The sequence below is a fragment of the Kangiella aquimarina DSM 16071 genome (assembly GCF_000374105.1).
GTDB classification, from domain to species: Bacteria; Pseudomonadota; Gammaproteobacteria; order Enterobacterales; family Kangiellaceae; genus Kangiella; species Kangiella aquimarina.
Genome location: NZ_KB893650.1, coordinates 1010053 through 1031662 on the forward strand (window position 1 = coordinate 1010053; position 21610 = coordinate 1031662).

The window sequence follows — 21610 nt, forward strand, 5'->3', positions numbered from 1 at the left end:
TCGTGGAAGAAATGAATTACGAAGGTATTGAGAAAAAGTCGCTGGCGGAATTTACCGAACAGGCTTATTTGAACTACTCCATGTATGTGATCATGGATCGTGCATTGCCGCATATTGGTGATGGCCTGAAGCCGGTACAACGCCGAATTGTCTATGCAATGAGTGAGCTAGGCCTGAAAGCTACTGCAAAGTATAAGAAATCAGCACGTACCGTTGGTGACGTATTGGGTAAGTTTCACCCACATGGCGACTCAGCCTGTTATGAAGCCATGGTGTTGATGGCACAGCCGTTTTCCTATCGCTATCCACTGGTAGACGGGCAAGGTAACTGGGGGGCGCCAGATGATCCTAAGTCATTTGCTGCCATGCGTTATACCGAATCTCGTCTTGCAGCCTATTCGGAAGTTCTATTAAGTGAATTAGGCCAGGGCACAGTAAACTGGATTCCAAACTTTGATGGCACTATGGATGAGCCTGAAGTTCTGCCTGCGCGTATTCCTAACTTATTACTTAATGGTACCACTGGTATTGCCGTTGGTATGGCAACTGATATACCGCCACACAATCTCTCTGAAGTTGGCAAAGCCTGTATTCATCTGCTGGAAAATCCCAAGTCCGACGTTGAGGATTTGTTGGAGTTTATTCAAGGGCCCGATTTCCCGACAGATGCCGAAATCATCACTCCTAGAAGTGAAATTCTTGAGGTTTATGAAAAAGGTCGTGGTTCGATCCGTATGCGCGCTCGCTTCGAAAAAGAGGAGGGTGATATTGTTATCACGGCACTGCCGCATCAGGTTTCAGGTGCTAAGGTGCTTGAACAGATTGCAGCTCAGATGCAGGCTAAGAAATTACCTATGGTCAGTGATTTAAGGGATGAGTCCGATCATGAAAACCCTACACGACTGGTTATTGAGCCGCGTTCAAACCGAGTTGATGTTGAAGAGTTAATGCGACACTTGTTCGCTACAACTGATTTAGAGCGGACCTATCGCGTCAACATGAATATGATTGGCATAGATGGTCGTCCACAGGTTAAAAATTTACGAGTCATGCTCAAGGAATGGCTCGAATTCAGGCATGAAACTGTACGTCGCCGCCTACAGCATCGTCTGGATAAGGTGATGGACCGTCTGCATATCTTGGATGGCTTGTTGATTGCTTATTTAAATATTGACGAGGTGATCCATATCATCCGTACTGAAGATAAGCCAAAGCTGAAATTAATGGAGCGTTTTGATTTATCGGATCGCCAGGCAGAAGCGATTCTTGAGTTAAAGTTACGCCACTTGGCTAAGCTCGAAGAAATGAAGATTAAGGGCGAGCAGGCGGAACTGGAAGATGAAGCTGACTGGTTGCAGTTAACGCTCGGCTCTAAGCAACGCATGAAGACCTTGATCAAGAAAGAAATTGAGGAAGTGGTTGAGCAGTTTGGTGATGAACGTCGCTCACCCATTGTTGAACGTAAAGAAGCTAAAGCTTTATCGGAAACGGAATTATTACCAACAGAGCCAGTGACCGTAATTTTGTCCGAGAAAGGCTGGGTGCGCTGCGCTAAAGGCCATGATGTCGATGCCGTTGGCATGAATTATCGGTCAGGAGATAAGTATCTGGATTCGGCAAGGGGGAAAAGTAATCAATATGCCGTTTTCCTCGACTCTACAGGACGAACCTTCTCATTACTGGCCAATACCTTACCTTCAGCGCGAGGACTCGGTGAACCGGTAACCGGTCGCGTTAATCCAATAGCTGGCGCTGAATTTATGGCCACCCTGATGGGTGAGGATGATGATAAGTTCCTGTTTGCAACTGATGCCGGTTATGGCTTTGTTGCTAAGTTCAGTGACTTGGTGACCAAGACCCGAAATGGTAAAGCTTTCCTAAGCCTTCCTTCAGGCTCTAAAGTGGTTAAGCCGTCTTCTGTTCAGGATCCCGAGAAGCAATTCTGCGTGGCGGTATCCAATGAAGGACGCATGTTGGTATTCCCATTGGCTGATTTGCCTGAGCTGGCAAAGGGTAAGGGTAATAAAATCATCAGTATCCCGACGGCCAGACTGAAGCTTCGAGAAGAGTTTATGGTTGCGGTTACTGCTATTAATGAAGATGACAGTCTGGTAATCCATTCTGGGAAACGCCATCTAACATTAAAAGCAAAGGATCTGGAACACTATCGAGGTGAGCGTGGTCGACGAGGTCATAAGTTACCAAGAGGATTCCAGCGAGTTGATAGAATTGAAGTCGAGACTAAGGATTAAGGTTTCTGGACAAGACTGTCGATTATCTTCAGCAAGTAAAAAAAGGCCATCTTCGGATGGCCTTTTGTTTGGAACTACTCTCCTACCAGGAAGCGAGCCTGGCGCTCAATACCGCTACGCTGGGAGGCTTCGATCTCTGGTAATTGGGTGAGTTTAACCTCTCCAACTGATTCTATTTCAAGCGCAATTTTATTATCACTCTCAACCAGTACGGCTTGTTGCATGTCCGACTCTAGCCAGATTCCAGGTTCAATGATCTCAAAAAATGTCTGATAGACCTCACGCTCAAACTCCAGGTTATGTACCAGAATCGTTGGCTCAAGTTTTAATTGTTGCATGGCATTGACCAACACCTGTAGCTGAGTTATTAAATTGGGTTCAATGGAATCTGAATCTTTACCAAGAATCAGCAATGACTGTTTAAAACTTAAAAAGTAGATACCATTCTTGGGTAACCACCTATTAAATACTTTGAGTAATTGATGGACATTATGCTCATTAAGGCGTTGCCAATTCGCTTTAATGACCAGTAAGTTCACTCTTGAGTCAGAATTGTGTTTCTTGCCATTACTGTGTTTCAGTAATTGGCGAAGTAATTGATTCTGGCTTGGAGAATCTTTGCCATTACTAGAACTTTCATCCTTTGCTGGGCGCATCTTCCATCTGGAGCGGATTTGTTTAAACGATATGACAAATAATAACAGTCCCCAGCTGAAACCGCTTATAACCCATATCATTACAGGCTCAGCTAGCATCTGTGACATCAGGGAGGCTTGTGCATTTGGGCTGAAGTAGAGAGTTAAATACCCGTTTTTCTTTCCTTGAAAATAGATATCTGCAACCATTGAGCGCAGGTCTGCAGGTAGCTCATCAGCTTCCAGCCTGGTCATTTCAGTGCCGTCACGCTGATAAATGACTACCTTAAATACGCTGTCATTTTCATAGAGGCCTTTAGCTACAGCTTCTATTGAGTCATTATCCTGCGCATAGATAAAACTTCCAAGCTGGCTTGCTGAGGCGGTTGTCAGCATCTGAGTATAGCTATCAATATAGCTTCGCTGCTGCTCCTGCTGCTGTTTGGTCAGCCACAGCTGTAGCAGACTGCTAGCGAATGCAAGAACAAGAGCAGAGTAAATGAGCGCTTTTGTGTTAGCGCTTTTGATGAATGACGATTTAATACTGATATCCCTTTTCTATAAATTAAAATGGGCTTTTATTTGGGCTTAATATACCATAGTTTGTTCTTATGAATAGAATCGCACAATAGCGCAGCTAACTTAATAACCATGGTCGATTACTTTTTATATCTATTTAATCAACAGAACACTGAATCTAAACTTAACCTTTCACTTCTGCCACCCTTGACTGACTTTTATCAGAAAGAGTCTAAGCCAGGTTCAGATATCGAGCTTTTCTCTTTCAAATCCGACAATGTACAACCTTTGAAATCAGCTCTTTATGAGCAAAGTCTTGTGCAGGGGTTTGATTACTGCCTACTTCCAACACAAACGACATATGGACCATTCAAATTGGTGGTATTCGATATGGATTCAACCCTGATTCCTATTGAAGTAATAGATCAATTAGCAGTTGAGGCTGGTGCTGGACAAGAGGTAGCAAAAATTACTGAAGCTGCCATGCGAGGTGAGCTCGACTTTAATCAAAGTCTTGAGCGAAGAGTAAAACAGCTGAAAGGCTTGTCTATGGACTCCATTCAAGTGGTTAAAGAGCAGTTGATATTCAATACCGGGGTTGAAGTTTTTTGCCAGTTTATTGTGCAACAAGGTGGAGAGATTGCAATTGCATCTGGTGGGTTTATGCCTTTTGCAGAAGAGTTAGCAACGAGACTTCCTTTTACCCGGGTTAGAGCCAATTGCTTACTGGACGATGGGAAGCTTTTGACTGGGGAAGTGCAGCATCCGATTGTTAATGCAGAGGTTAAAGCAGCCAGTTTAAAAAAATGGGCTATTGATGCAGGGCTGTCCGAGCAACAGTGTATTGCTGTTGGAGATGGCGCTAATGATTTGAAAATGTTGCAGCAGGCTGGTATTGGTGTTGCATTTAAAGCAAAGCCGACTTTGGGAAAGTCGGCTGATTGTGTTCTAAACTTCGGTTATCTGGATTCCCTGCTCGAACTACTACCACTGATTGAGCAGTGTCACAGCTCGAGCCGGGTCAAGCAGAATTAGGCGACTTTAGAAGTCGTTATCCGCAAAGTCATAATTTAGCTTAGACATAGGTTTCGATATGTAGTTACCCGTTACAAAATCGACACCCAGTGGCCAAATTTGAGCTAATGACGAGGCTTCTTCCAGGTTAGTGATAATAGCCTTGGCTTCCACACTATGCGCGGCTTGGATTAAAGGTACGATCTTGTCGGTTCCCTGCTGCTTAAGAACTTCAATCATTTGGCCATCAAAGGCTACATAGTTAGGGCGAATTGATTGAATCAATTCAAGTTCATCTGCCTGTACACCTGATAAACAGAACCTAATACCATCTTTGTTGAAAATATCTCGTAATTCGATGGCTTTTTTTAGGTAAGTAGCTGCAAAGTGACTTTTCAGAGTCAATATTAGACTGTTGCTGTCTATACCAGCCTTTGCGATGCTTTGGCGAACCCAGCGACTGGCATCTTCGCGCAGCAGTGTATTAGGGTGAAGAGTCAGGAATAGCTTGGTTTGCTTACCTTCAGCCTTTTCTTTAGCAAGCATTTTTAAGCTGTGAGTAAAGGTGATTTTGTCGATATCGGCATCGATACCAACCTTTTCAAAAATCGGGAATATATTTTTCCCTAAGCCCCATTTCCCATCCTGCATTTTGTAGCGGAAGTAGCAGATGTACTGTTGATCCGGACTGCCCTGTAAGCTCATCATGGGCTGGTAGAAGAGGGTCATATGACCTTCATCTCTAGCCTGAACAAACTCATCGTAAAGTACTTTTTCTTCTTCAGTTAATAAACTATCAATCGATGGGTTGAATAGCTCAAAACCATTACCACCAGCATCCTGAACCTTGTGGCTTACTGCTGTCGCATGCAATACCAACTTATCAGGATCAAGATCATTATCGTGACAGGTAACACCGCCGATACTAAAGCTGATGTGTAGGGTTTGCTCTGACACTTCAAACAGGTGCGAGCCAATTTCCGCGAGAAGCTTTTTAGGTAATTCGCTTGGAGTAAGGCCTTTTTCTGACAGTATGACACCAAAGCTACTATCGCTAATTCTTGCTACAACAGAGCTATTGCTGATATGTGACTTCATCCAGTCGGCAATATCTTTCAGCAGGTCATCGCAGGCAGCAATCCCGTATTCAGAGCGGTATTTCGAGAACTTATCGATTTCGACCAGGTAGAGAACTGTGTTTGTTTTTGTGTCCCGTGACTTTTCGGTAATAGTTTTCAGCCTGCTCATGAAGGCTGGACGATTGAAAATACCGGTAACCTGATCAATCTCGCTGACTTCTTTAAGTTTTTTCAGTAATTCAGTTTGGTCGCTGACTTCACGCACGACTAGCTGAACACAATGCTCGTCATCGTAAATTGCGGAAGAGACAATAAATTCGGCTTCGAAGATCTCTCCATTCGCATTCTTGCCTTTAAGAACTTGCTTAACTTCTTCGCCACTCTTAGCCTGATCTTTTAGAAGAGATTTGATTTTGTCGGTATCATCAGAGTCAATCAAATCCATGATGGTCATAACAATAATGTCATCTTCTTCATAACCGAAGCGATCAAGGTATGTTGGGTTGGTATAAATATGCATCCCATCATGGATATAGGCAATTGCATCTTTTGAGCTTTCAAGCAGTAACTGATTCCGTTTAGAGGTCTCTGAAACCATCTTAGTTGACTCAGCAACTTTTACTTCGGCATTGACTAATAATTGCTCACGTTTTATCAACAATGTCAGCAAATCTTTGGCACTACTTGGGATGCAGTCTTTAACGCCTTTTGCAATTGCGTCAAAACGCTGCTCTTCAGAGTAATTACTGCTCAGGAGAATTGCTGGCACTGATTGCTTCTGGGTTTTCAACAAAGTAAGAGCTTGCTGAATGGGCAGGTTATCAAGCTCGTCAATGAATATAGCTTGTTGCCACTGTTTGTCGTCAATGGCAGCCTTGAGCTGCTCACTGTTGGCAACAACCTGGTGGCGAATAGGAAGCCCCTGATTTTTCAAATGGCTTGCAAGCTGCTCACTCTCATTGGCTGAGCTAGAGAAAATCAGGGTGTTTATTGGTGAATTATTGCTCTGTTTTTTCATCACAAATCGAGTTACCTTGAGGATCCCTTATGGTATCCGCTTTTTTTAGAAAATGATTTAACTGCCCCACAAATTTAACATTAACCTGGATTGTTTCCCAAGTCCCATGGAAATCTATTTTGGGATGTTTGTTAGCTAAAGTTTTTGTCGATAATGAAACTGAATAAAATTATCTGTTTCAATTACTTTGCGTGTTAGTTCTACCTTATACTCTTCTTCAGGAGTCATAATAGCGACTGTCTGGCCTGAGCGATAGCCAAGAGGTGGCAATATCAGGCTTGAATCAATACCTGCGTTAGGCATTTCAGGTAGCAGTAATCCGTTATGATGGTATGCCGGTTTTGCGTAATCCCAGTCAAGGGTTGCTCGAACAGGCATTGCTTCCGGAGAAATCAGCTCTACTCCAATCAGGAACACATCATGGCCCTGCCAGCGATTCCAGCGGATAAGGCCAAGGTTATACATTTCCTTGCCGTTTTTGAAATTCTTTACCGTCACCAGCTCATTAGTTTCTGCATATTGTGATGGTGCTTTTTCAAATGCCACACAGAATCCTGCCGGACTGACATCTTTGACGACACCGTTGATCCACTCAAATTTGGCTCGTGTCTTTAATTCTTTATATGGGTGATCTTCTTTTTCTAGCTTGCGCTGATCAAATGTACGAGGCTTATAAATTGAGGCGAAGGCATCTTCAGTAGTGCGTTTGTCTTGAATATCCATGCCCCTTGGACGAGATTGTTTCCAGACGAAACCGTGCTGGCTTTCTTCCTGCTGAAGTTGCAGAGACTCAACCTGAAAGGCCTTGGTTTTTTTCGTTGTTCCATAGAAACGGTCGTGCAGTGCCTTGCCGTCTTTTTCAACTAGAAAATGATGAGAGCCCGCTAAACCAACTGCGACCTGCGTGCTTTCGTTTGAATTGATACGAATGAAATTCCGTGTTTTTACCGTATTCCAACTTTCTAGAACCTGTGCTTTTAAGTCTTCGTCCAGCGATATTTCTGCGGTTTTTTTGAATCTGGACAGGAAGCCGCTTCTTTTTTCCATCATGCTGTTTTCAAGCATGGCAATGGCCTGAGTTAAATCAATGCCAAATTTTTGCTGTGATTCATTCTCGATGGCGTTTGCTGGCTGTGGAGGGATTTCCGTTTCCGGTAAATAGGCAAACAGTGTATTGCTGTTGGTACCTGGTACAAGTTCAATGTAGTTTGCCAAAACCTTTAATGACTCATAAACCGCACTGGCTTCGCCATGTTTCATCTGATATGGATTACAGATAGAGAGCGTCAAGTTGATAAGCAGTTGTTTCTTGACGCTTACGAGTGGCATTGATGATTTTTTAAGTCTATGCTCCAGAAAATCATTAGCCGAGGCCAACTTGAAAATGATATTTTGTTGACGCCAAATTTTGCCACCGACGGATTTATATAATTGATAGCGTTGTAGTTGTATTTCACCCAGATAGTGCAATGCATTCGCGCATGCCGCCGGAAGTATGGTCTTGTTATACTTTTCCAGTAGTTGTGGGTTTAAGTTAATGTCTTCAATGACTGCGTTAAAGCCAAACACAAGTTCAGACGCCAAAGCATGTACCAGCTCAGAGGCAGATTGTAGTTTCTGTGAATATTTCAGCGGACTGTGAACATAGATCTCTGACAGGGAGTCAATTAAGGTTTCACAGGTTGGAACAACCGCTTCAAGAATTTGTAGGCGTTCTTTAGGAGCTAAAGGTGATTGGTTGAGGTCATACAGATAATGGAAAATTTTGGAAGCTGTTTCACCCATGTCAGCAATTGGCAGATTTTCCAACCAATGTTCTGCAGCTTTCACGCTGGCAGGAATATCCGCCACCATGGAATCGTTTCTGACTCGTACTGTGAGCCCCAATTGTCCTTGAGTTAAGGCCACTCCATTCTCCTTAGCCTGATACTAGGCAAACTAGTATTATTATCTTTAGAAGTTATTGCTTTTATATTAGCGAATAGGTGCAATAAGCGCCAGTTTTATTTGTTACTAAGTCTTTGATTATTTAAAGCTAAAAACCTAGATCCAAAGGGCTTTTGCTGGCCTTTCCGGCTTCCTCGCGAACCAGTGTTGGAACCAGAAAACCGGCAACCTTTTGATGGAGTTCCTGCATAATGATTTTTGCCTGCCGATCCGATACCAGAAAATGATGTGCGCCACTGACTTTATCCAGCTGATGCAGATAATAGGGCAATATATGGCTAGCAAACAGTTTTTCGCTAAGTTCGGCTAAGATCTGGCTGTTGTCGTTAATTTCTTTCAAAAGTACACTTTGATTTAGGAGGCTGACTCCAGCTTTGTGGATTCTGGACATCGACCGGGAAAAAAGTTCATCAATTTCATTCGGGTGATTGATGTGTAAGACCAAAACAGTTTGCAGGCGGCTTTGAGTTACGGCGTCAATGAAGCCCTGCGTCACTCGCTGTGGAATGACCACCGGAAGCCGAGTATGGATTCTCAATCTGATAACAGAAGATATTGAGCTTAGCTGCTGGATAAAATCATTGAGATAGGCATCACTGACGGCTAGAGGGTCGCCACCACTAAGAATGACTTCATTGATTTCAGGATGATCTCGCAGATAATCAAAAATTGCAGGCCATCCATCGCGCCCAGTCTGATGTTCCTCATAGGGAAACTCGCGGCGGAAGCAGTAGCGACAATTAATAGCACAGGCCGTCGACAGCATGACCAGAACGCGTGATCGATATTTGTGAAGCAGGCCTGGAATATTAGATTTCTGCTCCTGTAAAGGATCAGAAACAAAACCCTCCGCCGAATTGTTTTCCTCGTTCAAAGCCAGCACCTGACGTAACAGAGGATCGTTGGGGTTTCCAATTTCCATTCTATTTATGAATGGTGAAGGTACTTTTTGAATAAAGCGGTGTTCATCAAGAATTGAATAGGGAAGTTGCTCAGGTGACAGCTCCAGCCGTGACAAGAGCTCAAAAGGAGAAGAAATCGCTCCTGCGAGCAACTTTTTCCACTCTCGCTCCTGCCAATATGAGTCATTTCGCGGTAGAATCTGCAAGTTTTGAATCATAAACCTAATTGAAATCCAGAGGAACACATGGGAACAATTACCACTAACGACTTACGTAATGGTACAAAAATTATGCTAGACGGCGAGCCATGTACGGTTGTCGACAACCAGTTTGTCCGTCCAGGTAAAGGTCAAGCCTTCAGTAAAACTAAAGTATTATACTTGCTAACGGGCCGCACCGTCGAAAAAACTTTTAAATCAGGTGAAAGCATCGAAACTGCCGATGTCATGGACACGGATATGGAATACCTCTACAACGATGGTGAATTCTGGTATTTCATGGATCCAAACACATTCGAACAGGTATCCGCCGATAAAAATGCCGTAGGCGACAAAGCCGTCTACTTGATCGAGCAAGACAAATGCCTGATCACCTTATGGAACGGTAACCCAATTGATGTTACTCCTCCAAACTTCGTAGTACTAGAAGTTACCGACACAGATCCAGGTCTTCGTGGTGATACATCAAGCGGTGGTTCAAAGCCAGCAACCATGCATACTGGCGCTGTGGTAAAAGTACCTTTGTTTGTCAATATTGGCGATAAACTGAAAATTGATACCAGGACTGGCGATTACGTTTCACGCGCCTAGCTTGTTAAATCCTCGCTATACTGCGTTACGCTGATTTTTAAAGAAGGTCGTTTAGTCGATCTAAACTCCCCCCATTTAAAAATCTGCAAGCCTTGTCTAGCAAGAATTTCCCTGCGCTAGGTAGAAATGATTAGGTTAGAGAGTTTGTTGCCTAAATTTAGTTCCAAAGCTTAAATTTAGCACCAATAATCCCCTTATATTGAGCTAAGACACGTACAAAATATAGCAATCAAAATCTGTGACCGAAGGAAATCCCTTTAGGGAGATGATTTTGATAAGAATTTTCAGCAAAGTGACCGCAGGAAATCCCTTTAGGGAGATGTGATGTAAATTCTGGTGCGTCAATTATTTTGGGAGTGGCGCAGGGAGTCACGCGAAGCGTGGCCTCAATATCGGGGTGTCGTTTCTTTTGGCTCCTTTTCTTTGGACAAGCGACCGTAGGAAGTGCCTGTGGTGCAAAGAAAAGGATCTCGCCGAGGGGCGAAACACAAACAGAAGGCAAGTTCAAAAAGTAAATGAATGTCCCTTTTACCAAGAATGATTAGACCAAAAACATACCATCATATAACCCTATGACCCACTGGAAACCCTCAGCATCACTACAAAACCTTAAGGCTCGCGCTGAATTGCTGGCGACAGTCAGAGCATTCTTTGCTGAGCGAAAGGTGCTAGAGGTCGATACTCCTTCCTTGTCGCATCATGGAGTTACTGATCGCTATATGCGTTCAATAACCGCTGAGGTTAGCTCCAATCAGCGCGGATTTCTGCAAACTTCCCCTGAATACGCCATGAAACGCATACTTGCAGCAGGTTCCGGTTCAATCTATCAAATATGCAAAGCATTTCGCCAGGATGAGATGGGCGCCAAGCACAATCCCGAGTTCAGCATGCTTGAGTGGTATCGCGTTGGCTTTAATCATGTGCAGTTGATGGATGAGGTGTATGAACTTATAGAGTTCGTGCTGGGGAAAAGGCAGCAAGAAAGGCTTTCCTATCAGCAGGTCTTTATTAAATTCCTTGGTATTGACCCCTTATCCATTAATGATGAGGAGCTTGAGCAGTTTGCCCGTACAAATCTTGGTTTGCTTCCTGATGAGTTGGAACGGGATGATTATTTGAGCTTACTGTTTGAAGATAAGATTGAACCCAAGCTAGGGTTGAATGACAGCGCCTGTTTTATCTACGACTATCCAGAGAGCCAGGCGGCTTTGGCTCGTATCTCAGAGACAGATTTGAGAGTTGCGCATCGTTTTGAGCTATACATCGAGGGGATAGAGCTGGCAAATGGCTTTTATGAACTGGCAGACAGTCAGCAACAGTTAAAGCGATTTGAGGCTGATAATCGATGGCGGGTAGAAAATAACTTGCCAGAAATAGCCATCGACCAACACTTTATTGAAGCGTTGGAACACGGGTTACCGGAGTGTTCCGGGGTGGCTTTAGGGCTCGATCGCCTGTTGATGATTAAGCTTGCAACCAACAATATTTGTGATGTTATCGCTTTTCCCTGGGATCGAGCCTAAGAGACTTTTAAGCCGCTGAAGGAGCTTTGGTTAAAGCCTCACTTTTATTGCCTTCAATACGTCTTGCCTGAATCATTTTGTCGAAAGTTCGTCTGTCAGTAAGCCCGACAAAACGTCTTTTATCCCTCAGGCGCGCCATAAATAGAACATGATCCTGAGTCAAGTCTTCCAACATTCGCTCAGTTCGTTCGCCTACCCCAAGCATGGTAACCATCTGTTTATTAACCCGATTGAATGACTCAAGTTGATTAATATTAACGGTTTCGCAGAGATAGTGATTGCTGTCGCCGGGGAGGGTGAAATTACGAAATGAAAAGTGACCATTGCCGCTCGGGAAGTCACCAGCGAGGATCGTGATCTTAGACATAAGAACTCCTTGTTTCCTAAATCTTGCTGACTCTTGGGCTTTACCTAAAAAGTCAGCGGTTTCCTAAACATCCTGTATCTCCTGAGTACAACTGTTTGATAAGCGACAGTTATAAGGATTGCTATTATTTCTACTTGAGAAAGGGTGAGTCGTCAACAATTGTTTAAAAAATACACAGAAAAGTGTGTTCCTTTTTACATTTTCAATGACTTACTGCTGACGCCAGTTTTCTACTAAAGCTCTGGAAATGGAGTAGCGATAGGGAAGTATAAGCTCGTCATTGGCTATCAAATCGATAAGCTGTTGTCGCGAAAACCAGTCCGCGTGCTCCAGTTCCTGGTCTTTTAAGCGGATATTAGAGTGGGTGGCGTCTGCGGTGAATCCAGTCATTAATGATTGAGGAAAGGGCCAGGGTTGAGAGCCGAAATATTGGATATTGGTAACTTCCAGTCCAACTTCTTCATCAGCCTCTCGCGCTACTGCTTGCTCAAGGCTTTCACCAGGTTCTACAAATCCTGCGATAACTGAGTAACGGTTCTCTGGCCAGCTGGCTTGCCGTCCCAGCAGAATTTTATCTTGAAAAGTGATAGCGCAAATTACCGCGGCATCAGTGCGAGGAAAATGTTCTTTAGCACAGTTGGGGTTACTGCACTGACGGACAAAACCGGCCAGCTTGGAATACGTTGTGTGGCCGCAATAGCCACAATATTGGTGAGTGTTATGCCAGTGCTCTATGCCAATCGCTACATTGGCCAAATAAGACTCAGTTTCATCCAGAATTGGAAACAGATCACGCAAGCCTCTAAGCTCGGTACCTGGAAACTGTTGGATGAACTGTTCTGGTTGAGCCAATCGATAACTGTAGAAATGATGAGGACTTGCATCTATGGTCACTTTTCCCAGGTAGATCAGATGCTTATCATGGATTTCATTAACCTGACTATGCAGTTCATGCCACTTGAGCCAAAGTAAACCCTTATCTCCAGTGAGAAGTTTCTGGTGGTAAACAGGGAGAATGAAGCTATTGTCCTGGTTCGCCAGCGCCCGGAGTTCAGAGGGGTTAGCCCGTAATTCAGCCTGTCGATCGAGCTGGTCAAATTGAAGTGCAAACATTCTATTTTTTCACCTAAGATTGGGTCATGAGTACCACTGCATCACAACGTACAATGAGCTGATGGAGACCGCAAGCCAAAGGATTACCCCTAACAGCATCGAACGAAAGGGGATCGACTTAATGGCGGTACGATTAAGACTGGTTCCCATCCATAACAGGCTGAGTGCGAACAGGTTTTTGGACGCAGGCTTGATGTAAGTGCCTACTTGCGCCATAAGCTCCGAACTTAGGAGGAAGCTGCTAATAGCACTGGCCAGCAGGAAGAACACAATAAATAAGGGTAGGCTGAATTTTATCTTGCCCGAGTGCTGTGAGATTGAGGCAACAATTGCCAAAGGAATAATCCATAAGGCGCGTGATAATTTAGTCGTGGTCGCTACTTCTAAGGCTTCCTCGCCATAAACTGCTGCAGCACCAACCACGCTGCTTGTGTCATGTATTCCCAGTGCCGCCCACAGGCCAAATTGACTCTGCGACAACTCGAGCCAATGACCTACCGCAGGAAATACAAACAGAGCCACCGCATTCAAGATAAAAACGATGGCAAGGGAAATGACCATATTCTGGCTATTGGCTTTTATTGAAGAACCGACAGCCGCAATAGCGCTTCCACCACAAATCGCTGTCCCAGAACTGATAAGCCAACCCTGTTGATTATTAAGTTTGAGTAACTTGGCGATGAGTAGTCCAAGTAATAGTGCGCCAGCAATCACGCTAACCGTCAAAACAAAGCTATCTCTTGCCGTTCCCCAAAGCTCTCCCAGGGGCAGGCTAAATCCCAGCAGAACGATTGCTATCTTGAGTAGCAGACTGGCCCAGCTGGATAGTGGTAAAGCCTGCTGATCGGCAAAGAACCAACCCCATATCAGGCCCGCTGCCAAGGCATAACTGGCAGGCAATAAACTGAATACACAAGCCAGACTAAGCACAAGCAACACTATGTTGGCTGGTGTGAAAGGGAATAACTTTGAGTTTTGCACGTTGATAATTAACTGAAAAACATAAGGCAAGAGTTTACAGGCCTTTGTAAGTCACTTCATTAGCTTTCTTTAATATGGTTGGCTTCGCAGAGCCTAATACACACTTTGTTACAGCCTTTTGATAAAAAATTTGCAAAAAGTGTTTTACAGATTCGGTGTTATATCTTAGTATAACACCATGTCAGCGAGACACTGAACGTAAAAAACTTGTCTTGCTTAGCTAAGATGTTGATTTTGATGTTTTTTAACTCAAAACAGCAAAGGGTAACTGCCAACAGGTAGCTAAATATGCAAATACATTGGGATGACACACAGCCAATTTACCTGCAGCTCCGCGATAAGGTCCTTAATATGATCCTTGATGGAAGCTTGCAGGAAGGTGATGCCTTGCCCTCGGTTCGGAACATTTCAGCGGAATATCAGCTGAACCCGATTACCGTATCCAAGGCCTATCAATTATTGGTTGAAAGTGAATTAGCAGAAAAACGAAGGGGATTAGGCATGTTCGTAACAGAAGGTGCGAAAGAGAAGTTATTAAAGCAGGAACGCGAACAGTTCTTGACTGTAGAGTGGCCGGCGCTGTTAAAGAAAATCGAACGCTTGCAGATTTCATTGGATGATCTCTTCAATCGTACTAAAGCTGAGGAGAGCGATCATGAGTAATATCATTGAAGCCAAAGGATTGAATAAACAATATGGCAATTTCAAAGCTCTTGATAACGTTAGCTTTGAGTTAGAGTCAGGACGTATTTTGGGTCTTATTGGCCCAAATGGTGCGGGAAAAACAACATTACTAAAATCACTGTTAGGTTTAACACCTTTCGAAGGCGAGCTTAATATTTTCGGTCTGGATCCGCATAAGCAACGTGATGAATTGATGAAACGCGTCTGTTTTATTGCTGATGTGGCCGTGTTACCTCGCTGGATAAAAGTAAGTCAGGCAATCGACTTTGTAGAGGGGGTACATCCTCGTTTCAGTCGTGAGCTGTGTGAGAAGTACTTGGAACAAACAAAAATAAAAAGGAATAGCCGGGTTAAGTCTTTATCCAAAGGAATGGTGGTGCAGCTGCACCTGGCCTTAATCATGGCAATTGATGCGGATTTGTTGATTCTGGACGAGCCAACGTTAGGACTGGATATCCTGTTCCGCAAATCATTCTACGAGCAACTGCTAAACGATTATTTTGATGATAATAGAACCATAATAATAACCACGCATCAGGTTGAGGAAATTGAGCACATATTAAGTGACTTGATATTTATCCAGGACGGAAAAATCGTGCTCGATGACTCAATGGATGCTATTGCAGACTCGTATTTTGAAGTAATGGTTGAGAAGGAGTTTGAGGAAGCTGCCTTAGCGATGAAGCCACTGAATGTCAGGGAAGTCTTTGGACAGAAGGTTTGTCTGTTCAGTGGTATCGCTAAGGAGCAACTTCAAGAATTAGGTAAGGTTCGCAAACCGAGCGTAGCCGATCTGTTTGTTGCCAAAATGAAAGGAGAGGCCGCATGAAAACGTTTCTGACCTTATTAAAAAGAGAGTACTGGGAAAATAAGACCGGTCTACAGTGGGTACCCTTGATTATTGGTGGTATCGCAGTATTTGGTGTCTTCCTTGGAGTCTTTGTATTCAGCACCAGTAATGTACAAATCAATGGTGTGGGTAGTCATGATTTGACTAGCTTATTCAAGTTATACGATGTCAGTGTAGACCCGAGAGCAAAAGCAATCGGTGTTCAAATGGGCATGTATAGCGGCATATTTAGCTTTGGCTTTGTGTTGGCAATCGTTGGCTTCTTCTATTGTTTAGGTGCGCTATACGATGACCGTAAGGACCGTAGCATTCTGTTTTGGAAATCAATGCCGATCTCGGACACGATGACGGTGGTTTCTAAAGTAGTCACCGTAATATTACTGGCACCGCTATTTTTCTGGGTCATATTACAGGTTACGACTTTGGCAATAATGATATTAGCCACTATTTTTGCCTGGGTATCGGATGCCAGCGCCTGGAGCAATATTTGGCAGCCATCTAACTTATTTGTGATTGCTTTCTATCAGTTACAGGCCTTTTATGTTGCGACCCTGTGGGCTGCCCCAATAGTTGGTTACCTGTTGTTGGTATCGAGCTGGACTAAAAAAGTGCCATTCCTGGTTGCAACAGTACCGGTAGTACTTGTGATTATCGCGGAAAGTATCGTCACTAACACAGCTCACGTTGCTTCATACATTGGCGAGCGCTTTGTGATGATTTGGGCAGCTTATATTACTCCAGTGGCCAATATCGCAGGTGACTTTAGCGATGTGATTGAAAGTGATGCTGCTGACTTCATCGAAGAGGACTGGATTCCTTTAAGCTTTAGTAAGCATCTTATGGACATGGATTTATGGTTAGGGATTGTTGTCGGTGCAGCATTTGTGGTCGGCGCGATTATGATTAGACGTTACCGTGATGAGGCTCTTTAAGAGCCCATCACGCAGCAAAGGAGATAGATTATGGTTTACAACAAAAAAAGCACTCAATGGTTGAGTAGAGCCTGCCTTTACATAGGCATGGGAGCACTGATAACGATTGTAGCCATTCAATGGAATCAGTCGGTACCAGAGATAGAAGTTCTCAACTCGCTTGAGACAGTGAATAAAATCCACTTGAGTATCAAGAATTTCTTCAAGTAAGTGATATAAACGGACTTTATAGAGCCAACAGAATTAATATACAGGAAGGACTATCTTGCTATCCTTCCTGACATTGGCCAGTAATCAAAATACACACCTGCTCAAAAGTTGTACAATATGGACGAGCTATATCCCGCTTATTTCTCTAAATAGCCTGTTTATTGTGCAAAATCCTGCCCAGCTACCAAGTTACACCTGCAAAATTTGTTGACAAATTACCATCGTTATATTGCTTGCTTATAAGTAGAAATTATTGATAGTATGCGATTTATAAGTGGTATGACGTCTTACCGTCTTCCGTTTACTTTTGTTTACAGCGAACAGTTAATTCCTATCGATGGGGGAAGGAATTGTATGAAAAATACAGGGTTAAACCATAAAAGCTCTCCAATGACGCGCTTATCTCAAATTGCAGCAGGTGTTGCATTAGCTGTGTCAGCTGCCAGCAGTCAGGCGGTCAATTGGGACACAGAAAATTACGATGTTAACTTTGATACTACTTTATCGGTAGGTGTCGGTGTACGAGTTGAAGAGCGAGACCGTAACTTGGTCGGTAAATCAAATCTCTATCAAATTGAGAATGGACAGCCAATTTCAAATGCTTATCTTTCAGGCGATGTCCCTCCGGGAGCCTGGTCTAACAACTCCGACGATGGCAATCTAAATTTTGATAAAGGTGACTTCTTTTCACAAGTAATCAAAGGCGTTCATGAACTAGACATTCGTCATAAGGATGGCGACCAGGGCTTATTCGCGCGAGGCCTTTGGTACTATGACCGTATTTTGATGGACACTGAGCTTCCTTTCCGTAATCTCGATAGCTATGGCGGACAAGATGGCAGAAATACTGCAAGAGAAGAGCAGGGTTACGATGCTCGTATGCTTGATATGTATGTCTGGAAAACATTTGAGTTCGACAGTGGCAACGTAATGCAGGTTCGTTTAGGTGAGCAGGTTGTTAGCTGGGGTGAAAGTACCTTTATCCAGCACAGTTTATCTGAAGCTAATCCAGTAGATTTGAGAACCTTAAGAAATCCAGGTGCTGAGCTAAAAGAAGCTTTTATTCCGACCAGTATGATCTGGACATCATTCGACTTGAGTGAAAGCTGGAATATGGAAGCTTTCTATCAATTTGAATTTGAAGAAGTTAAGTTTGATGAGCCAGGAACCTATTTCTCTACTCGTGACTTCTTAGGCCTGAAAGGTGAAGAAGTTCACTTAGGTTTTGCACAATACCCAGAAGGTCAACCAGGTACTGTTGCATTACGTGATGAAACACGTTTTGCTGATGACCAAGGCCAGTTCGGTGTCAAAGTCGGATATTTCACTGAATATGGTACCGAGTTTGGTTTCTACTACATGAATTACCACAACCGCCGCCCAATTATTTCTGCAAATGCAGCTAATGCTGAGGGCGTAGTTACTGGTTTCCTTGAATATCCTGAAGACATTCAAATGTATGGCTTGAGTTTCAATACTGCGACTGATAGTGGTTTATCTGTAGCGGGTGAGATTTCTTACCGTGTAGATGAGCCTTTGCAGGTTGATGATGTTGAATTATTATTCGCAACTCTTGAGCCAATTGGTCAAATACCAAGCGGAACTAGTCAGGTTGCTAATGGCGTAGGCTTAGGCGAAGAAATTTCAGGTTACCGTTTGCTTGACACCGTACAGGCACAGATGACAGTAACTTCATTACTGGGCCCGGTTTTTGGTTCTGACCAGACGGCATTCTTAGTTGAAGTGGGTGCTAACCAGATTTTAGATATGCCAAGTCAAGACGAGCTACGATTTGAGTCTGAGGGTACTTTCCGTTCCGGCAACCCAGATCGTGCCATTGACTACAATGGTAACGGAACAATTGATGGCTTATTTGGTTTTGACCCAACAGGCACTTCGCCTTGCGGTTTTACAAATCCAACAACCGGTCAACGTATCAGAACTGAATGTGAAGGCATGACTGAGAACGGTTTTGCTGATGAGTTTTCATGGGGCTACCGTATGGCAATGCGCTGGGATTACAACAACGTATTCAGTGGTTGGAATATGTCTCCACGTATCGTATTCCAGCATGACGTGAGCGGTAACACACCTGCACCTATTTCGAACTTCCTGGAAGGTCGTAAGTCATTATCAGCAGGGGTAAGTTTAAGTACCTTAAGTGCCTGGAAGTGGGACTTTGCGTATAACAGCTACTTCGGTGGTGGTTCTGCAAACCTGATTTCTGACCGAGATCACGTCTCGCTAGCATTAAGTTATTCGTTTTAATAAAAGGGTTGTATAAGATATGACTAAAGTGATGAATAAATGGTTATTGGCAGGTGCAGTCGTTTCGGCTATGTGTACGAGCGTTGCATCCGCTAAAGTATCAGAAGAAAAGGCTGCGCAATTAGGCGGAGAAATCTATACACCCATGGGTTCTATTCGCGCAGGTAATGAAGATGGCACTATTCCAGCCTGGACTGGTGGTATCACCGAAGACATGATACCTGAAGGTTACCAGGAGGGTGATCACCATCCTGATCCTTTTGCAGGTGATGAAAAACTCTTCACGATTGATGCATCTAATTATCAGCAATACGCAGAACATCTAACGGTAGGTCAGATTGCTTTATTCAAGGCTTATCCAGATCGTTTCAAAATGCACATCTATCCAACGCGTCGTAGTGCATCTTATCCTCAACATGTTCTGGATGCAGTTAAAGCAAATGCTACTCGTGCCGAACTAATCCAGGAAGGTAATGGTATTAAGGGCGCAGCAATTGGGATTCCTTTTCCATTCCCGGAGAATGGTCTGCAGCTAATTTGGAACTCAATAACCCGTTATCGTGGTGTTTCTGTTGAGCGTGAAGTGGGCCAGGCTGCTCCATTACCAGATGGTGATTATGTGTTGGTAAAGCTGAAAGATGAGCTACACCACATATACAATCAACCAGATATGACTCCAGAAAAATTGGAAGAAGGTAACGTACTGTTCTTGTTCCGCCAAAACGTAACTGCTCCAGCACGCTTGGCAGGTACTGCATTATTGGTTCACGAAACTATGGACCAAGTTAAAGAGCCTCGTAAAGCATGGACTTATAACACTGGTCAGCGTCGTGTGCGTCGTGCTCCAAACGTAGCTTATGATGCCCCGGGTACTGCTTCTGATGGTCTAAGAACCACTGACGATTTCGATATGTTCAATGGTGCTCCTGATCGTTATAACTGGACTATTACAGGCAAGAAAGAAATCTATATTCCATACAACACTTATAAGCTACATTCAGACGAAGTAACTTATGATGAAATCATTCAGCCTGGCGTGATTAATTCTGACCTGGTTCGTTATGAAAAGCATCGTGTATGGGTATTAGAAGCAAACTTAAAAGAAGATACGCGTCATCAATATAAGAAGCGTGTGTTCTATATTGATGAAGACAGCTGGCAGATTGCTGCTGAAGAAATGTATGACGAGCGTGGTGAGTTGTGGCGTGTAGCTATGGCTTATCTAGTCAATTACTATGACGTACCAACTTTGTGGTCAACGCTTGAAGCATATTACGATCTTCCATCAGGTCGTTACTTGGTCATCGGTTTGGATAACCAGGAAAATATGTATAACTTCAAAGTTGAGTTTAGTGATTCTCACTTCACTCCTTCAGCATTACGTCGCGCAGGCATACGCTAGTTAGACAATGCAAGCGGCCGTTTCTTCGGCCGCTTTTTTTACACTTTAATAATAACCAGAGAATACTGTTCTGTATGAAAGCAATCATTAAGTATGCATTCCCTTTGGTGCTGTTGTTCACCGGAATACAGGTTTCCTCAAGTGCAGAAACCGAACCTGCCTTAATCGCTGATAAAGCTGTAAAATCCCTATTGTTAGATGTCGAAATGTTAGAGTCAGGCCGATTGGTCACAGTGGGTGAGCGTGGGCATATATTGCTATCTGATGATCAGGGCATTGAGTGGCGTCAGGTTCCCGTTCCAACCCGTGAACAATTAACGGCAGTTGATTTTCTGGATGACAAACGCGGTATCGCAGTTGGTTTCAGCCAGACTATTCTGATGACAAATGATGGTGGGGAAAGTTGGCAGTTGACTCATCATGAAGAGTCATTTGAGCAACCAGCGTTATTCGATGTTCAATTTATAAATGGCGACAAGATTGTTGCGGTTGGCTCTTACGGCTTATACCTTGAATCAAGTGATGGTGGTGAGACCTGGGAAGCCCAGGAAGTGGAAGGGCTTGCTGACTATTACGGCTTTTTCAGTCACTTTTATTCAATCCAAAAAGTCACAGATGACTACTGGGTAATGGCTGGTGAGAAGTTTATCGATGGTGTTGATGAAGATGGTTTTGAAACCAGCTCTGCATTAGCAGCTGAAACACGAGATGGTGGTGAAACCTGGCAAAAATTACCTACTCCATACGATGGTTCATTTTTTGGCATTGAGGTAGATGATAAAGGTTATCTATACGTCTATGGCTTAAGAGGTAACTTATACATCTCCAAGGATGCAGGGCAATCGTGGCAGGGACAATTTCTTAGTACCGCATCTGGTTTTCATGATATGGCTATACTGGATGAGAATCGTTGGGTATTAGTTGGTACGGGTGGTGTTCTTGTTTACAAAACACTAACTTCAACCGATATCAAAAAACGCAAAGACTTAAAAGGCCGTGCAGCAGTTGTGGCGGTAGATGAAGATACATTAGTTGTAGTGGGTGATGGCGGCGTTGAACGCTTGAGCCTTTCACAACAATAACTCGCCAAAGTATTCTTTAAAGG

At 43.6% G+C, this 21610-nt stretch carries 18 protein-coding genes; 11 read left to right on the plus strand and 7 right to left on the minus strand.

Annotation, left to right across the window (positions count from 1 at the left end):
- Positions 1-11: 11 nt before the first annotated feature.
- A complete protein-coding gene (gene parC, locus B158_RS0104905) occupies positions 12-2252 on the plus strand; it encodes a DNA topoisomerase IV subunit A (protein ID WP_018624247.1) in 2241 nt (746 codons plus the stop codon).
- A 74-nt stretch (positions 2253-2326) separates the two neighbouring features.
- Here the strand turns inward: parC and B158_RS0104910 are convergent, their stop codons facing one another.
- Positions 2327-3283 (minus strand): hypothetical protein, encoded by a 957-nt coding sequence (locus B158_RS0104910; protein WP_018624248.1) that lies wholly within the window; start codon positions 3281-3283, stop codon positions 2327-2329.
- Positions 3284-3538: 255 nt separating this feature from the next.
- On the opposite strand from B158_RS0104910, the gene serB reads away from it, so the two are divergent.
- Positions 3539-4441: a phosphoserine phosphatase SerB gene (gene serB, locus B158_RS0104915; protein ID WP_018624249.1), complete on the plus strand. Its 903-nt coding sequence runs from the start codon at positions 3539-3541 to the stop codon at positions 4439-4441.
- Positions 4442-4447: 6 nt separating this feature from the next.
- Here serB and B158_RS0104920 read toward each other — a convergent pair whose 3' ends face one another.
- From B158_RS0104920 to epmB, 3 genes are all read right to left on the minus strand, one after another.
- Complete coding sequence (locus tag B158_RS0104920; protein ID WP_018624250.1) at positions 4448-6517, minus strand: EAL domain-containing protein; 2070 nt, start codon at positions 6515-6517, stop codon at positions 4448-4450.
- 135 nt (positions 6518-6652) lie between these two features.
- Positions 6653-8425 carry a hypothetical protein gene (locus B158_RS0104925; RefSeq protein ID WP_033413843.1) on the minus strand — a complete coding sequence of 591 codons (1773 nt, stop codon included), beginning with the start codon at positions 8423-8425 and terminating at the stop codon, positions 6653-6655.
- 127 nt (positions 8426-8552) lie between these two features.
- Positions 8553-9584: an EF-P beta-lysylation protein EpmB gene (gene epmB / locus B158_RS0104930; RefSeq protein ID WP_018624252.1), complete on the minus strand. Its 1032-nt coding sequence runs from the start codon at positions 9582-9584 to the stop codon at positions 8553-8555.
- Between the two features lie 27 nt (positions 9585-9611).
- Between epmB and efp the strand changes: the two genes are divergently transcribed.
- Positions 9612-10175 (plus strand): elongation factor P, encoded by a 564-nt coding sequence (gene efp / locus B158_RS0104935; protein ID WP_018624253.1) that lies wholly within the window; start codon positions 9612-9614, stop codon positions 10173-10175.
- A gap of 572 nt (positions 10176-10747) precedes the next feature.
- Positions 10748-11698 carry an elongation factor P--(R)-beta-lysine ligase gene (gene epmA, locus B158_RS0104940; protein WP_018624254.1) on the plus strand — a complete coding sequence of 317 codons (951 nt, stop codon included), beginning with the start codon at positions 10748-10750 and terminating at the stop codon, positions 11696-11698.
- A gap of 7 nt (positions 11699-11705) precedes the next feature.
- On the opposite strand, the gene B158_RS0104945 is transcribed toward epmA, so the two are convergent.
- The 3 genes from B158_RS0104945 to B158_RS0104955 form a co-directional block, all read right to left on the minus strand.
- Entirely contained in the window at positions 11706-12065 is a 360-nt protein-coding gene (locus tag B158_RS0104945; RefSeq protein WP_018624255.1) for a hypothetical protein, read from the minus strand.
- Between the two features lie 210 nt (positions 12066-12275).
- A complete protein-coding gene (gene nudC / locus B158_RS0104950) occupies positions 12276-13178 on the minus strand; it encodes an NAD(+) diphosphatase (protein ID WP_018624256.1) in 903 nt (300 codons plus the stop codon).
- 24 nt (positions 13179-13202) lie between these two features.
- Entirely contained in the window at positions 13203-14159 is a 957-nt protein-coding gene (locus B158_RS0104955; RefSeq protein ID WP_071989665.1) for a YeiH family protein, read from the minus strand.
- A 288-nt stretch (positions 14160-14447) separates the two neighbouring features.
- Here B158_RS0104955 and B158_RS0104960 point away from each other — a divergent pair, with 288 nt between their 5' ends.
- From B158_RS0104960 to B158_RS0104990, 7 genes are all read left to right on the plus strand, one after another.
- Positions 14448-14822: a GntR family transcriptional regulator gene (locus B158_RS0104960; protein WP_018624258.1), complete on the plus strand. Its 375-nt coding sequence runs from the start codon at positions 14448-14450 to the stop codon at positions 14820-14822.
- A complete protein-coding gene (locus B158_RS0104965) occupies positions 14815-15672 on the plus strand; it encodes an ABC transporter ATP-binding protein (RefSeq protein ID WP_018624259.1) in 858 nt (285 codons plus the stop codon). The genes B158_RS0104960 and B158_RS0104965 overlap by 8 nt, the downstream gene beginning before the upstream one ends.
- Positions 15669-16625 (plus strand): hypothetical protein, encoded by a 957-nt coding sequence (locus B158_RS0104970; RefSeq protein ID WP_018624260.1) that lies wholly within the window; start codon positions 15669-15671, stop codon positions 16623-16625. Before B158_RS0104965 ends, B158_RS0104970 begins: the two co-directional genes overlap by 4 nt.
- A gap of 30 nt (positions 16626-16655) precedes the next feature.
- Complete coding sequence (locus tag B158_RS0104975) at positions 16656-16835, plus strand: hypothetical protein (protein WP_018624261.1); 180 nt, start codon at positions 16656-16658, stop codon at positions 16833-16835.
- A gap of 354 nt (positions 16836-17189) precedes the next feature.
- Positions 17190-19103 carry a DUF1302 domain-containing protein gene (locus B158_RS0104980; RefSeq protein ID WP_018624262.1) on the plus strand — a complete coding sequence of 638 codons (1914 nt, stop codon included), beginning with the start codon at positions 17190-17192 and terminating at the stop codon, positions 19101-19103.
- A 19-nt stretch (positions 19104-19122) separates the two neighbouring features.
- Positions 19123-20505, plus strand: a complete 1383-nt coding sequence (locus B158_RS0104985) for a DUF1329 domain-containing protein (RefSeq protein WP_018624263.1) — start codon at positions 19123-19125, stop codon at positions 20503-20505.
- Between the two features lie 74 nt (positions 20506-20579).
- On the plus strand, positions 20580-21587 hold the full coding sequence (locus tag B158_RS0104990; protein ID WP_018624264.1) for a WD40/YVTN/BNR-like repeat-containing protein: 1008 nt from the start codon (positions 20580-20582) through the stop codon (positions 21585-21587).
- Positions 21588-21610 lie beyond the last annotated feature (23 nt).

Excerpts from the sequence above, each read along its gene's own strand:
- parC (WP_018624247.1), top strand. The coding sequence starts at position 12 with ATGAATTACGAAGGTATTGAGAAAAAGTCGCTGGCGGAATTTACCGAA.
- B158_RS0104910 (WP_018624248.1), bottom strand. The coding sequence starts at position 3,283 with ATGCTGACAACCGCCTCAGCAAGCCAGCTTGGAAGTTTTATCTATGCG.
- serB (WP_018624249.1), top strand. The coding sequence starts at position 3,539 with ATGGTCGATTACTTTTTATATCTATTTAATCAACAGAACACTGAATCT.
- B158_RS0104920 (WP_018624250.1), bottom strand. The coding sequence starts at position 6,517 with ATGAAAAAACAGAGCAATAATTCACCAATAAACACCCTGATTTTCTCT.
- epmB (WP_018624252.1), bottom strand. The coding sequence starts at position 9,584 with ATGATTCAAAACTTGCAGATTCTACCGCGAAATGACTCATATTGGCAG.
- efp (WP_018624253.1), top strand. The coding sequence starts at position 9,612 with ATGGGAACAATTACCACTAACGACTTACGTAATGGTACAAAAATTATG.
- epmA (WP_018624254.1), top strand. The coding sequence starts at position 10,748 with ATGACCCACTGGAAACCCTCAGCATCACTACAAAACCTTAAGGCTCGC.
- B158_RS0104945 (WP_018624255.1), bottom strand. The coding sequence starts at position 12,065 with ATGTCTAAGATCACGATCCTCGCTGGTGACTTCCCGAGCGGCAATGGT.
- nudC (WP_018624256.1), bottom strand. The coding sequence starts at position 13,178 with ATGTTTGCACTTCAATTTGACCAGCTCGATCGACAGGCTGAATTACGG.
- B158_RS0104960 (WP_018624258.1), top strand. The coding sequence starts at position 14,448 with ATGCAAATACATTGGGATGACACACAGCCAATTTACCTGCAGCTCCGC.
- B158_RS0104965 (WP_018624259.1), top strand. The coding sequence starts at position 14,815 with ATGAGTAATATCATTGAAGCCAAAGGATTGAATAAACAATATGGCAAT.
- B158_RS0104970 (WP_018624260.1), top strand. The coding sequence starts at position 15,669 with ATGAAAACGTTTCTGACCTTATTAAAAAGAGAGTACTGGGAAAATAAG.
- B158_RS0104975 (WP_018624261.1), top strand. The coding sequence starts at position 16,656 with ATGGTTTACAACAAAAAAAGCACTCAATGGTTGAGTAGAGCCTGCCTT.
- B158_RS0104980 (WP_018624262.1), top strand. The coding sequence starts at position 17,190 with ATGAAAAATACAGGGTTAAACCATAAAAGCTCTCCAATGACGCGCTTA.
- B158_RS0104985 (WP_018624263.1), top strand. The coding sequence starts at position 19,123 with ATGACTAAAGTGATGAATAAATGGTTATTGGCAGGTGCAGTCGTTTCG.
- B158_RS0104990 (WP_018624264.1), top strand. The coding sequence starts at position 20,580 with ATGAAAGCAATCATTAAGTATGCATTCCCTTTGGTGCTGTTGTTCACC.